The organism is Streptomyces similanensis (genome assembly GCF_039543625.1).
GTDB classification, from domain to species: Bacteria; Actinomycetota; Actinomycetes; order Streptomycetales; family Streptomycetaceae; genus Streptomyces; species Streptomyces similanensis.
This window is the reverse complement of record NZ_BAABKC010000087.1, coordinates 112,718-126,651: the sequence shown is the minus strand read 5'-3', so window position 1 is coordinate 126,651 and position 13,934 is coordinate 112,718. Positions and strand designations below refer to the sequence as shown.

Annotated in this window: 9 protein-coding genes; all 9 read right to left on the bottom strand. The window is 70.6% G+C overall.

All coding sequences use genetic code 11. The features are described 5' to 3' along the window. Positions 1-162: 162 nt before the first annotated feature. Positions 163-984: a hypothetical protein gene (locus ABEB07_RS28210; protein ID WP_345670929.1), complete on the bottom strand. Its 822-nt coding sequence runs from the start codon at positions 982-984 to the stop codon at positions 163-165. A 345-nt stretch (positions 985-1,329) separates the two neighbouring features. Further along, the gene (locus ABEB07_RS28205) at positions 1,330-1,653 is read right to left on the bottom strand and encodes a hypothetical protein (protein ID WP_345670928.1); all 324 of its coding nucleotides are present in this window, start codon (positions 1,651-1,653) and stop codon (positions 1,330-1,332) included. Positions 1,654-1,734: 81 nt separating this feature from the next. After that, entirely contained in the window at positions 1,735-2,145 is a 411-nt protein-coding gene (locus ABEB07_RS28200) for a hypothetical protein (protein ID WP_345670927.1), read from the bottom strand. A 105-nt stretch (positions 2,146-2,250) separates the two neighbouring features. Next, positions 2,251-2,637, bottom strand: coding sequence for a hypothetical protein (locus ABEB07_RS28195; protein WP_345670925.1), 387 nt, complete (start codon positions 2,635-2,637; stop codon positions 2,251-2,253). Between the two features lie 12 nt (positions 2,638-2,649). Beyond that, a complete protein-coding gene (locus ABEB07_RS28190; RefSeq protein WP_345670924.1) occupies positions 2,650-6,480 on the bottom strand; it encodes a hypothetical protein in 3,831 nt (1,276 codons plus the stop codon). Positions 6,481-6,557: 77 nt separating this feature from the next. Then, the gene (locus ABEB07_RS28185) at positions 6,558-7,757 is read right to left on the bottom strand and encodes a hypothetical protein (RefSeq protein ID WP_345670923.1); all 1,200 of its coding nucleotides are present in this window, start codon (positions 7,755-7,757) and stop codon (positions 6,558-6,560) included. Next, a complete protein-coding gene (locus tag ABEB07_RS28180; protein ID WP_345670922.1) occupies positions 7,757-8,722 on the bottom strand; it encodes a hypothetical protein in 966 nt (321 codons plus the stop codon). The genes ABEB07_RS28185 and ABEB07_RS28180 overlap by 1 nt, the downstream gene beginning before the upstream one ends. A gap of 64 nt (positions 8,723-8,786) precedes the next feature. Next, the gene (locus ABEB07_RS28175; protein WP_345670921.1) at positions 8,787-9,833 is read right to left on the bottom strand and encodes a hypothetical protein; all 1,047 of its coding nucleotides are present in this window, start codon (positions 9,831-9,833) and stop codon (positions 8,787-8,789) included. Beyond that, a complete protein-coding gene (locus tag ABEB07_RS28170) occupies positions 9,830-13,903 on the bottom strand; it encodes a hypothetical protein (RefSeq protein WP_345670920.1) in 4,074 nt (1,357 codons plus the stop codon). Before ABEB07_RS28170 ends, ABEB07_RS28175 begins: the two co-directional genes overlap by 4 nt. Between the last annotated feature and the right edge of the window lie 31 nt (positions 13,904-13,934).

Below are 13,934 nucleotides of genomic sequence, written 5' to 3'. Positions count from 1 at the left end.
GCCCCCGCCGCGCGGCAAGACGACCGGGCGCGCGCCGCTGGCCTGCCCTGCGCCGAGGGCCGCGCCGCTCCCCGCCGCGCCTTGGCGCGCGCGCCCGGACACGACGAAGGGCGCGCCCTCGGGCGCGCCCTCAGTGGCAACCGATCCGGTGGAGCGCGCGCCCTACCGCGCGCCGGTCCGCGCGGCGCGCCTGACGTCCCGGCTCTCCCGGCGCGCCGCCTGCTTCGCCGCGCGGTCCTCGCCGCGGACCTGGCGCAGGAGCCGGGACAGTTCCTTGGGGTGGGCCTCGCCCAGCAGCTTCAGCGCCTGGAGCCGGACGTTCGGCTCGCTCGGCATCCGGCCGTGGCGCGCCTCCGCGTACTGGATGGCGTAGCGCAGGAACCGGGACTCGGACGCCACCCGCCGGCGGAAGTCGTCGACGCGCTGGTCGCGCGCCTTCCGGCTCTCGCCCTGCGCGGCTTCAGGCAGGAACCGGGCCGGTTCCTCGAACATCAGCCGGCAGACCCGCTCTGCCCTTGCGGCTACTCTCGGTGAGCGGAAGGCGAGGGCCTCGACCCGCCGGGACACCCGGGGCGTCGGGGCCGGCTCATCGCGGATGAACGCCGCCCACCGGTCGGTGAACTCGTCGTCGCGGAGGGCGGCCAGGGCCTTCGCGTGCTCGTGGGCCAGGTCCTCGACGACGTCCTGGAGCGGCGCCATCGACGCCTGGATCCTCGCCTTCCAGGGGGCGATGCGGGCCTGCTGCTCCCGCTTGGTCTCGTCCTCCCGGCGGGGGTGGAAGAACCGCGCCCGGTGGACGGCCAGCTCGAGCGTGTCAAGGGTGCGCGAGGCGAGCCGGGGATGAGCCAGGGCCGGGCCTTGGACGCTCCGCGGCGCGCGGTCGTCGGTGTGACCCATGACGTAGCCGACGACCGTGTTCAGGAACGCGTCCTCGCGCATCTTGGACAGACGCTGGATCTCGTTGGCGACCCGCTGATCGGCCACGTGCTCCTCCGCTTCGTGTGTGGCCCGTGCTCTCGGGCCGGTGGCTCATGCCTGGTGCTGGAACAGCAGCGAGGTGACCGCGCTGCGCGGCCGCAAAGGGACGTGTGCCGGATCATCGCAGGAGCAACCACTCCCCGGCCCCGAGTGCTCTACACGCACCCGGTGACTCGACTCCGTAGTGGCCAGGCCGCCACAGGCCAGAGGAACACCCACCCCTGTCGCCAGAGGGGTTGTCTTGAAGCCCACGACCTGACCGAAGTCTCAGACGTCTTCTTCACGGCAGCCGTACGGCCACCTCGCTGCTGATGGTACCCGCCGGCGGACAGCCGACGGGCCCCGCGGGCCTTATCCGGCCTGCTGAGGCGTCTTCCTGGTGGTGAGGGCCTCGATCCACGGCGCGAGCTTGGTCGGCTTCCACAAGAGGTCGTAGGTCGTCTGGGAGGCCGCCAGGACGCCGAGGAAGGTCGCGGCCGTGAGCTTGCCGTGCTGGAACTGGTCCCAGCCGCCGTCCGCCGCCACGGCGCAGGTGCCGGCGAACAGCGCGATGACGACCGCGACGACCTTCTTGTACTTCGCCGACCAGGCGGGCCGCTGCACCACGGCGGTGAGCAGCGGCAGCAGCGTGCCGACCTGGACGCCGGTCGACAGGGATTCGAGCGTTGCAGACATGACTGGTGGTGCCCTTCGTTCGAGGTGGTGTGACGAGGCGGACTGTGCGCGCTGCCGGCGTCTTGCGTCGCGTCCTGGGGTTCAGGCGCCGGGGCCGTCGGCCAGGTCCTCGGCGATCTCCCGCGGCGGGGCGGGCGCGGGACGCTCGTAGATCCCGGCGAGCAGGGCGCGGAGCTGGTGGATGTAGTCGACGGCTGCGGCCTTCCAGCGGCGCCACTGCCGCTGTTCCTCCTCCAGGCGCTCGACGCGGTTCTCCAGCGTGGTGACCCGCTCCAGGGTCTTCGCGTTCGTCTCGCGCTGCTGCTCCAGCAGGGCGGTGAAGCCGCTCGTCACGGTCTGCACGGAGGTGACGAACGTGGTGGCCTCCGCCGTCGCCGCGTCCGTGTCGTTCTTGCGCTGGTTCTGGCGGTACATCATCCAGCCCCCGCCGAGCACGCTGATCATGCCGAAGAGGGGAGTGAGGACAGGCGCCAGAGAGGTGAGCCACTCCACGGGGCGCCTCCTCGGTCATCAGTCGTCGGGTGGGGTGCGCGGGAGCCGGGGCCCCAAGGGGCCCGCGGCTCCCCGCAGTTCCGCACGCTGCACCACGACGACCGCTTACGTCGCCTGCTTCGCCAACTGTGGGCTGCTCGATGACGGGCTGACCCCGGACACGGCGTTCCAGCCGAGGCGGACCCCGCTGAGGATCTGCTCGTCGCTGATCCCTGCGGCCATGGCCATGGAGTCGGTGGCCCCGGTGGCTGCGGCGGCCGCGAGGAGCGGCGGGGACGCGACCAGGCCCACCATCATGGTCGCGGCCTGGTCCGCCGTCGGGCTGAGGACCGTCTTCGCCAGATTCCAGCGCAGCGGATAGCCGGGCGTCGTCGGGTCCTCCATGAACACCTCTTGCGCAACCATCGCGATGGCCATGCGGACGCGAGGGAGTAAAGACGCCTCGCACGCCAGGTCGCACAGATCGGCCAGGGCTATCGGTAGAGCGGGCACGTCGGTGTCTCCTCACTTGGTGTAGCTGATGCGGAGCAGGGGGGCGTTGGTCTGGCCCTGGCCGCGGGCGCGGCCGGAGTAGGCGTCAAGGACGCTGTTGGGGTCCAGGGCGACGCCCCGTGTGGTCGCCGGGTCGAAGATCGGCGTGATGTCGACGAGCTTGCCTTCGTTGCGGGCGAACGGCGCGGTGACGGAGGCCGTATCGGCGGAGAACGCGGCCGGCTGGTTGGTCTGCCGGTGCGCCCTGATCACTGCGGTGCCGCCCGTGTTCGCCTGCCACGAGTCGTAGAACAGGTACAGCTCGGCCTTGAGCATCGTCGCGCCGGCGAGGTCCGAGGCGAGCGACGGGGAGAAGCCGACCATGGACGCGGCCAGAGCGGATCCGCCCTGGTAGCACTGGACGCCGAGCGAGCTGGTGAGGCTGCCCCGGTTCTGGTAGGTGCCGGACCAGGTGCACGGGTACATCTTGGTCCACCTGGTGATCGTTCCGCCGGAGCCTCCGCCGTCGCTGTACCCGCCGGTTTCCGGGATGTAGGGGCCGATGTCCTCGATGTAGAAGTAGCCCGGGTAGTCGTTCGCGCCGTAGAGCTGGCACGTCTGTCCGGACGGGCCGGTCGCGCACATGAAGGAGACCAAAAACCGGCGCATGCCGGAGCCGAACACCTTGCCGCTGGAGATGTGTTCGAGCCGGACCGTGCCGGAGTTGCCCGACCCGAACGGGTAGACGTGCAGGTACCGCTGCGTGCTGGTGAGGGCCGGGGTCGCCGGGATCCCGCCGCGCAGGTACACGCGCAGCTCTCCGCCCGCCGCCGAGGGGTTGACGCGGGCGCAGAACACGAAGCGGTACATGCGGGTCTCGTCCAGGGTGCAGCCCAGCTCCACGAAGCCGACTTCCGCGCCAGACGAGGTGCGCGACGACGTCTGGTAGTCGATGGCGAGGATGCCGCGCGGCTGCATGTCGAGGAGCTGCTGCACGTCCGTGCCGCCGACCGACAGTGTGTTGGCCGCGACCTGCTGGAAGCCGGCGTTGCCGTTCTGGTCGATCGTCGCCACGGGGACGCCGGCGGTGCGCAGGGTCAGGTACTGGGGGCGGCCGGTGACCAGGGCGACGGCTTCCTGCCCCGACTCGTCGTACAGCTGCAAACCCTGCGGGGACACCTCCGCGCGGGCGCCTGCTACCCCGGAGGCCAGCACGATGCGGCAGGCCGTGTTGTCGAACTGCACGGTGCCCGCGGTGCCGCCCACGACCCCGCACACGATGCGGAGCTGCACCGCGCCTCTGGGGGCGGCCTGATCGGGGACGGCGCTGAGCGTGCTCCACGCGCCGCGGGCGGCCGCGGCGCCCGCCACGGTCACCGAGCTGTACCCGAGGAGCGTGCCGGCGGCGTCGAACCACTGCCCATACAGGCCGAGGCTGCTTCCCGCCCAGTCGGTGGAGGCGAGGTAGTCGAACGTGAGCCACACCTTCTGACCGGGCTGCGCGGGCAGCGTGGCCAGGATGAGGACGCGGTTCGTCGGCGTGCCGCTGACCGTGCTCACCTTCAGGGCGCGCGCGGTGCCGTTGCCGGGGCTGACGATCGCCCAGTTCGTGTCCGCGGCGACGCGGGCGTCGGAGATGGCGCCCTCGAAGGAGGGGTCGGCGATCACGTTGCCGTCGGTGCCCAGCGCCAGGCGGTCCGCGGCGATCGAGCCGGCCTTGATGTGGGTGGAGTCGATCGAGCCGGCCGCGATCGCCGTGGCGGTCACCGAGTTCACCGCCAGCTTGTCCGCGGTCACGGCCAAGGCGGCGAGCTTGTCCGTGGTGATGGCGAGCGCGGCGACCTTCTCCGCCGTCACGGACAAGGCGACCAGCTTGTCCGTGGTGACCGCGCCGGCGAACAGCTTCGGGGTGGTGATCGCGCCGTCCGCGATCTGCACCCCAGGCACGACCGGGCGCACCGCCGCGTTGTCCCACCACACAGAACCCGCCGTGCCGCCGGCGGACTGGACCCGGATGCGGGCCTGAGCCGTACTCGCGGGCGCGGTGACGGTGCCGGACAGGCGGCCCCACGCCCCCTTGACGATCGCCGGATCGCTGATTGTGCTGCTGCTCAGGACGGTGCCGTCGGCCTTCTCCCACTGCACGTGCAGGTTGATCCCGGCGCCCGTCCAGGTGGCGGAGGGGTAGTAGTCGGTGGCGATGTAGACCTGGTCTGCGGGCAGCATCGGCACGACGGTGAGGTCAGCGGCCCTGTCCGCGGCGGCCGCCGATGTGGCGTCCAGCTTCAGGCTGGCCGGGGAGCCGTTGCCGAACGCCTTGTCGATCGACAGCCACGTCTGTTTCGCGGCGACGGCCGCGCCCGCCGCGCCCTCGAACGACGGGTCGGGCAGCACGTTCGGACTGCCGACGATGGTCAGTTTGTCGGCGGTGATGGACCCCGCCGCCACGGCCGCGGCGGTGACCGATCCGGCCGCCAGGGCGAACGCCGTGACCGATCCGGCGTTCAGGTTGATGACGTCGACCTGTCCGGTCTTCACCGCCTCGACGGTGACCGTGTCGACCTCCATGACGGACGTCGACGTCGTCCCGAGCCCGTTGTAGTTGAGCCACACGTACGGGGCGATGTACCGGGTGTCCTGGTGGACGACGCCCGGACTGCGCGGGTCGTTGTTCGGGCCGGCCGAGCCGGCCACCCCGGCCGGGGCCCGGTCCTGGAGGAACCCGACGACGGTGACCCAGCCGTCCGCCGTGGTGATGCTCTTGGCGGACGCGGCGACGTAGTAGTGCTGGTTCCCCGTGCCCTGCACGCCGTTGCGGTTGACGAGCGTCTTCCCGTCCGCGCCGAAGCCGACGGCGCCGACGTAGAAGGTCTCGCTGCGCCCGGCCGGTCCGGTGAGGCGGACGCGGGCGCTGATCCGGTACAGGGTCCCCGGCTCGTAGGCGGTGGGGGTGGTGCCCTGAAGGCGGATGTAGCCCTGGGCGCGGCCCACGGTCTGGCCCGTCTGGGCATCCGTGACGCCCGAGACGAGGGACCAGGCGGCGCCGGTCCCTTTCTCGGTGACCGTCCACGACGCGGGGTCGGCCATGGAGTCGATCAGGCGCTGGGCGGCGCTGTCGGACAGCGTCCCGCCGAGAGTGTTGAGGGTGACCGCTCCGCTCGCGATCTTCCCCAGGGTGACCGCGGCCTTGGCGAGTTTCTCCTCCAGGACCGCGCCGTCGGCCAGGGCCGTCGTGCCGACCGCGCCGAGCGCGATCTTCGCCTCGGTGACCGCGTCCTGGGCGAGCTTGACCTCGGTCACGATCCCGTCGATGAGGTCTGCGCCCACGGCCTGCCGCGGCTTGCCCTCCACCGCGGTGGACGGCTCCCCGGTGACCGCCGCGGTGTTCGCCGCGACCAGGCGCACCCACACGCTGGAGTAGCCCTCGGTGCCGACCGTGACGGTGCCGCCGAGCGGCGCGGTGATCGTCCCGACCTGCGTGATGACGCTGGGCTCGAACGCCTCGGTGGTGCCGGCGTGGACCTGGACGAGCCCGAAGTCGGAGGGTGCTTCGGCGGCGTCCTCCCAGGCGCCGTCCCAGCCGACGGTCAGGCCGGCCAGCTTGGGCTCGACGAGGGGCGGCGTCGGCCGCGGGGGCGGGTCGGTGTTGACGGGTACCAGCGCCACGCCGCCGTCGGGCTGCATGCCGATGCTGCCCTTGAGAGTGCCCTCGTCGTCGTAGATGTCGAGCGAGCCGCCCTCGATGGACGCGTTGCTGAGCTGGTTGGGCCGCTCCAGTGCGCTGATGCGGTCCTCCAGGCCTTTGAAGTAGGCCGCGAAGCGCCGGTTCGTCTCCTGCTCGTCCAGCCGGAAGGACGACACCACACACCCCTCCTGTTCTCTGCCGAGTGCTGGGGCAGCGGGCAGAGTGCAGGGGGCGGGCGCCTAGCGTCGCGTCCTGGTCAGCCGTAGAAGTCCTGGCGGGTGAGGCGCAGTACCGCGGTGCCGGCGGCCGGGTCGGTCTCCTCGGAGACGACGCGGTGCCAGATGGCGAGTTCGCCGACCCACGGCACCTCGACCTGGACGAGGATGCGGTCGCCGAGATTCCACGAGCCGAGCGGCGCGTTCGGATGGTGCCGGATCGCGATCGCGGGGATGGTGAGCTGCTCGGTGTGCTTGGCCCGCTCCTTGTTGCCGTAGCCGGTGAGCGTGGCGAGGTTCGCGGTGTCCTTACGGGTGATCATCCGGGCGCGGCGGACCCGCTTGTCGTAGGCCACGGACCGGGCCCGCGCCGTCTTGGCGCCCGACCCCTTGCCCAGCACGTACACGTCGTTCGCGAACAGTTCGCCCTGGCCGCTGGGCTTGGCGATCTCGATGATGTTCTCGCCCTGCGCGAAACGGAGGTCTGTGCGGGCTTTTCCGAGCCTGCGGGTGCCGAAGTCGATGTGGTGGAGAATCTTCTCCTTGGTGCCGTCCCAGGAGTGCCGTTCGAGGTAGTCCGCTTTCGCCAGGTCCAGAATGCTGGTGATGGTCTCGCCGCAGTCCGGGTTGTCCCACCACAGCAGCTCCCACGGGTCCTCGCCGTTGGAAGCGCCCAGCTTGTACCCGGAGTCGTGGCCGTCCAGGGTCAGGCCGAGGTTGCCGTACGTGAAGGACTGGAGGTGACTCCAGATGTGCCGGACGGCGTCGAACGCGTCCCAGCGGGCACTGATCGGGTCGGCCGGCTTCTTCGGCATTTTCTTCTTCGGTTTCGACCCGTCGATATACCCGTCGTGGTTTTTGTCCTTCCCGTCATAAGCCCATTTCTTCGGCATTTTCTTGCCCGACTGGATTCCCGAGCCGAGGTACGGCATACCGGACGGGTAGGAGGAGTAGCCGGCGCACGTCACCTTCATCGCCTGATCCTCGTACGACAGATCGGTGATGATGCCGCCCCACCGGATGCGGCCCTCGAACTCGGCGAACAGGGACGTCCCCCACTCCGCCAGGATCGGCAGCCCGTCCGGCTTGGCCATCAGCCGCAGGTACTCCGGCTCGATCGTGCCCGTCATCTGCCCCGGCCCGCTCAGCTCCCGCAGGGGCGGACTGTCCGCGGTGAACGGAACGTCCCAGTCGAGAAAGTCGCGGCTGACCGTCCGCATGGCGATGTACCGCCAGCTCATCAGGCGGCCACCGCTTCCTGCGAGTACGTCACCTCAAGGGCCAGCACGGTCGCAGCGTCCGCGCGCAGCACACCGGTGAAGCCGGCCGCGCCGATGCCTTCCACGCTGAAGTCCCGCATCTGCCCGCGGTCCTCGGGGGCGAGGAGGAAGGTGTGCCCGGCCTGCACGGCCAGCCGGCCCGGCTGCGTGGCCCCGTACGGCATGGTGGCCCCATGCTGCTCCCCGACCGACACGCGCAGCGTGCCCCGCGCCTCCGCAGTGTCCGGGTGGAGCAGGCCGGTGATGTGCGCGTGGAGCGTCACGTGCGTCGCCCAGTCCGGCACCTTGTCCGTCCACGTGGCACCGATGGGGAAGACCTCCCACTCGTCGGTGACCGGGCCGACGTCGTCCGGCGCCGACCAGCCGGGCAGGTACCGGCGGCTCGTGTGCGACCGGGGCCGCGCGATCTGCCGCAGGTCGGTGACCATGGCGGCGGTGACCGTGCTCGTGCCGGCCGGCAGGTCGATCCGGGCCAGGGTGACGGCAGTCGAGTCCGGGGCGATCTCGCGGATGCTCGTCGTCCCGGCCGGCACGTCGGAGATGATCCGCGTCCACACGTACGGGCCGACGGCCGGGTCCTCCGGCTCCGGCCACGTCTCCCCGCCGTAGGGGTCCTCGATCCGCGCGATGACCAGGTCGGACCGCGGCCCCTCCACGGTGGTCGGCGCCACGTCCTCCTGCTGCGGGGTGGGCATCCGCGCCGCGTAGGACTGGCTGCCGCCACCCAGCGCGCCTCGCCGTTTCGCGACCATCGCCCCGGGCCCCACCTGAACCGCCGCCCCCGGCACGTCCAACGCGGTCACCAGGAGGTCGGCCGGACCGATGACTCCCTCCCCGCCGCCCACAGCGGCGTCCACGATCAGCCGCAGCGTCTCCTCGCTCGCGGTGGTGCCCTCGACGAACCAGGGGATTCCGTCCCACGCCATGATCAGCTCCTTCTCCGTACGGGAGAGGAGAGGATGGCCAGCGGCCGCGGCTACCGTCGCCCGCTCACCACCAAGCGAAGGCGTTGCGCCAGATGATCTCCACGAGCGGCCCGCCGATCGTCGGCCCGGACGGGGACGAGGCGGACAGGCTCGCCGTCCAGGACCCCGGAGGGATGAGCATCTCCGCCAGGCGGGGACTGGACCGGGTCAGCCTGTCCGCCACGGAGCTCGACGACGAGCCCTTGTAGTGCATGACCGACCGCGCCCACGGCCTGGGGTCGATCTGCACGTACTCGCCGCCCTTGATCTCCATGGACAGCTGCACCGCCCACAGCCCGGCGAAGGTCACCTTCGGGTTCTTGCACGGTCCGTGGATCTTCAGGTACGGGTGCGTGGCCACCCGGCCCTTCTGCGCGATCTTCGCGGTCTTCTTCGACTCGAACCGGCCGACGGCGGGCCGGCCGGGGCGGGGCTGCGGCTTCTGATATACCCGGTCGTACAGCTCCTCACTCGACTCGGTGTCGTCATAGAACCGGTCGTCGATCGCCACGAACTCGGCCACGACCGGGGTGTAGCCCTGCCGGGTCAGGTCGCTCTTGCCCACCGCGAACTTCCGCGGCCGCCCGTACACCATCCGGGCCCGGCCCGCGCTCATGCGGCGCAGCCACGCCACACCGCCGGCCCGCCCGCGCACGGCGTCGGCCCGCCACGCCTGCCGCAACAGGTCCACGCCGTCCGACCCCCACTGGTACGGATCCCCCGTCGGCCGCTTGGCCGGCATCCCAGGCACCGGGTAGAGGGTGCGCCACTCGCCGATCTTGAAGCCGCCCGCCCAGGGCCGCATGTCGCCGTGCCGGTCGACGGGCCGGTCCACGCCGTCCACGCCCAGATCGAAGGTGACCGTCATGCTCCGCTGGTAGTCGCGGCCCATCCGGACCCCGTCCTCGCCGGGCAGCTCCGCATCGGCCACGTCCCCGTCGCTGAAGGCGACGGAGGGTTCGTTCAGGCAGTAGATGCCCGAGTCCTCGCGGCCGAACAGCAGGTCCGCTCCGGGGTGAATGCTGGTTGCCGAGTAGCCCAGACGCCACTCGCCATCACGCCAGTCCGTCATGGGGTACTACCTCCCAGCCGCATACGGCGCAGCTCGAACAGGGCATCGCCCAGAGCCTCGCTCGGGCTCATCGGCTTGCCGGCCATGGTCAGATTCAGGTCGCCGCCCACGAGCGCCGGGACGGCCTGCGCGGCGGCCGTGCGGGTCCGGACGCCGCTCGCCGAGCTGCTGGTGCGTACGGCACCGGAGGCGTACTGCCGCATGGCCCCCTGGGCGAAGTAGACGACCCTGCCGCCGAACATCTGGGCGACCCGCTCGAGGATCTGCTCCGACCGCTTGCGTTTGCCGGGCGCCAGCGGGATGTACGCCTCGCCGCCGGTCTCGCGCTCCGCCCACAGCCGCATCTCGCCGGGCCGCGCGATCTGCGCGATGTGTCTCTCGGCGCCGTTGGCGAAGGCCTTGATCCGGCTGGCGGCGCGGTGGATACCACCGTTGGCGAACTTGAGGATGCCGCCGTTCGCCCAGGCGCCCATGCCGGAGACGTGCACGGAGCCGTCGCTGTTGAAGCCGTCGCCGAAGCGGGCGGCGACGGACACGTAGACCGTCTTTCCGGAGATGCCGTTGATGGCGCCCTGGATGGTGCCGACGTTGCCGAGCACCGGGCCGGTCGGGGCGGTGATCACCACCTGCTTGGCGCCGTTGACGCCCGGCACGCTTTCGACCTTGAACCCCAGGGTCCTCAGCGCCTGCTCGGCGGTCGCGGTCAGGGCCGACATGGTGACGCTCTTGCCCTTGGTCGACGCGATCTTGTCCTGCACCCTGCCCAGGTCCGCGACAGCCTTGTCGATGATCGCCTGGACCGTGACGTTCTTCTTGTCCGGAGCGGCGGCGATGTCCGCGGACAGGGCCGCGAGGTCCAGCCGGACGCCCTTCGTCGTCGGGGCCGTGATCACCACCTCGTGCTTGCCGGGGATGCGCTGCACGGTGAACCCGAGGTCCTGGAGCTGCTCCGTGGTCTCCGCGGCCTTGGGCGCTTCCACGTGGATCGACTGGCCGGGCTTGAGGTCCTCGAGCTTCCCGCGCAGGGCCATGATCTCGGCCATGGAGTCGGACACGCCGTCGGTGGTGACCAGGGTCTCGATGGTGCTCGGTATGAACCCCATCTGGTCGACCAGGGCCTTCGCCTGAGCCTTCGGGATGCCCATGTCCCGGGCGAGTTCCAAGGCCTTCTTGCGGGCGTTCTCCATCGCCGTCTTGCCCTTGGCCATCGCCGTCGACATGGGCATCAGGCCCTGTTCGCCGGCCTCCTTCGCGCTCGTGACGACGCCGAGCATGCTGGTGCGCAGGTCTTGCATCTGCTGGTCGAGCTGCTGGCCGTTCTTCGTGCTGGTGTTGACGAGCTTGTCGGAGCCGATGAGGGCCTTGCCCCAGCCGTCCGCGTGGTCGATGTTGGCCTTCATCGCGTCATCGACCTGGAGCATCACGGAGTTGAGCTGCGTCTCGGCGTCGTGGAAGCTCTGGGTGTTGCCGTTGAGGGCGTCCAGCGCCTGCTTCAGCGCCTCCGTCCGGTCGCTCGCCGACTTCGTCTTGTCGGTGAAGCCGTCCACGGCCGTCTGGAGCCGCTGGAACGCCGTCTGCCCGCCGGCGGCGCCGCCGTTGGTGGCGTCCGCGAGGTCCTGCTGCCGCTTCTTCGTCTCCTGGAGCGTGCCGTTCATCTTCCCGAGGGCGTCAGCGGCGGCCTTGTACTTCTTGCCCTGGTCGCTGTAGTCCAAGACGTAGTTGTCGCGGCCGTGCTCGACGTAGCTCTTGGTGTTCTCGGCGAGCGCGTTCAGCTTCTTTTGCAGGTCGGTGACGGAGCCGCCCTGCTCCAGGTAGGCGTCCGTGACGTCCTTCAGGCTCACGTTCGCGTCCCGCAGGACGTCGACGAGCTTGCCCTTGCCGTCGGCGAGCTTCACGTCCTGGAGGTAGGTCGCGGCCGCGGCCCGTACGTTCGCGTCGATCACCCCGCCGGAGTCCGCCAGGGCCCGGGACAGGTTCTCTACCTGCTCCTCATGCTCCTGTGCGGCGCGCGCCGCCGCCTCCTGCTTCGAGGCGTACAGGCCGAGCCCGATCGTGATGCCGGTCAGGGCGATGCCGAGGGGGCCGCCGAGCGTGGACATCAGGCCGCCCACGGCGCGGCCGGCCACACGGTTGGCGGCCGCGATGCCGCGCAGGGTGCCTGTCACACGGTTGCCCTGCTGGGAGACCCGGCCGTAGACGCCGGTCATCCGGCTCCACACGCCGATGCTCGTAGCCCCCGAGGCGCTCGTGCCGCGCAGCGTGTTGCTGAGCGTCCGCGCGGATGTGCTGGCCGTCCTCACGGAGGTGCCGAACCGGCCGAGTATGCCCGTCACGCCGGTGATGACCTTGAGGGCGAGCAGCGTTCCCAGGAGCACGGCCAGGGCGGTGTTCGCGCCGGGTATCACGTGCATCAGCGAGTTGAAGGTGTGCAGCAGTCCGTTGAACACCACGAGGAGTACGCCGAGGCCGCTGCCGGCGGCGGACACGTTCGCGATCGCGGTGGCGATGTTCGAGAGCACGCTGAGGACGGCGGGGCCGACGGTGTGCCCGAGCGCGTTGAAGAAGGTGCCGATGGCGGGCATGAGCTGAAGGCGGATCTGCCGGACGAGGTCGGTGACCCCGCCGTCCTTCATCGTCTTGCCGAGGCCCCGCATGAGGTCCCCGAACAGGAGGTTCACCTCGTGGAAGGCGGGCGCGGTGTCGGAGAAGTACTGCTTCATCGCCTTCTGGCCGGCCTTGGAGTTGGCGTAGCGCTCAAAGCGCTTCATGCTGCCTTCCAGGCCGTTCAGCATGTTGTCGCCGGTGTCCATCGCGGCGCGGCCGACGCCGCCGAGCCCCTTGATGAGGCTGCCGGTGGACCGGCCGAGCTGGGCCGCCTTGTCGCCGGCGTGGTCGAGGAACCTGGCGAGGCTGCCGGTCTCCCGTCCCGCCTGCACGGAGGCCCGCATGTAGCGGGTGAGGTTCTCGCCGGCCTTGCCGACCCGCTCGGCGAACGGGCCGGAGGCGACCAGGAAGTCCTCGGCGGTGTGGCCGAGGTTGGCCAGCCCGTTGGTGAAGTTGCCGACCACCTTCGAGTTGGTCGCCGCGATCGTCTTGAAGTCCTTCTTGAAGACTCCGGTCTTCATGTACTTGGCGCCGCGGTCGGCGAGTTTGCCCATCTGGTCCGCGGTGCCGCCGAGCGTCTTCTCCAGGAGGGGGAGGACCGACTTCGCGAGGGGCTTGACGTCCCCCGCGACGTTGGTGAAGAACCGCTCGCTGATGGACTTCTTGACCTTGGACCAGGCACCTGAGAGTGACGTCACCTCCAGGACGGTCTTCCGTGTCGACTTCGACACGTTGCCCATGGCCTGGTCGAGCTTCTGCTGCTCGGCCTTGGTCACCTTCGTGCCGGCGGCGTGCTCCTGCTGGACCTTCAGCGACTCCTTGAGCGCGTCGGAGAATCCGGAGAAGGCGATCTTCGTGCCGATCGCCGCGGTGCCCGCTGCGGAGATCAGCCCGGGTATCGCGCCCAGAACGCCGACCGCCGGGGCGGCCGAGGAGACGAGCGCGGTCAGACCCGCGCCGTACTGGGTGATCAGTGCGACGGCCGGCTCGGCCAAGGAGATGAGCGAGCCGATGCCCAGCATGCGCAGGCTGCCGCGGCCGCGCCCCGGCGTCTTCATCCGCACCGGGACGTTGACCGGGTTGCGGTCGGCGTCGCGCTGCGCGCCGTTGATCAGCCGGCGCAGGCGGTCGCGGAGGCCGCCGCTGTTGGAGCCGTCGCCGTCGCCGTTCGGGCGCACCGGCACGTTGAAGTCGGCGTCGCCGAGCTGGCGGCGGATGTTGTCGAGTTCCTGGCGGAATCGGTTCTCGTCGACCTTGACGCGGACGGTCGCGGTGACGCCCTTGGATGCCTCCTCGACGGCCTTCTTCAGCTTCTTCCGCAGGCCCTTGTCGTCGATCTTGACCTTGATCTTGGCGGCGAGGCCTTCGGCGGCCGCCTCGACCTGCGTGCGGAGTTTCTCCGCGAAGCCGGCCAGGTCGGCGACGACCGGCACATCGAGGCGGCCGGCCTGGAGGCCCTCACCCACTTCGGATCATTCCTCTCTGCATGGCCGCCAT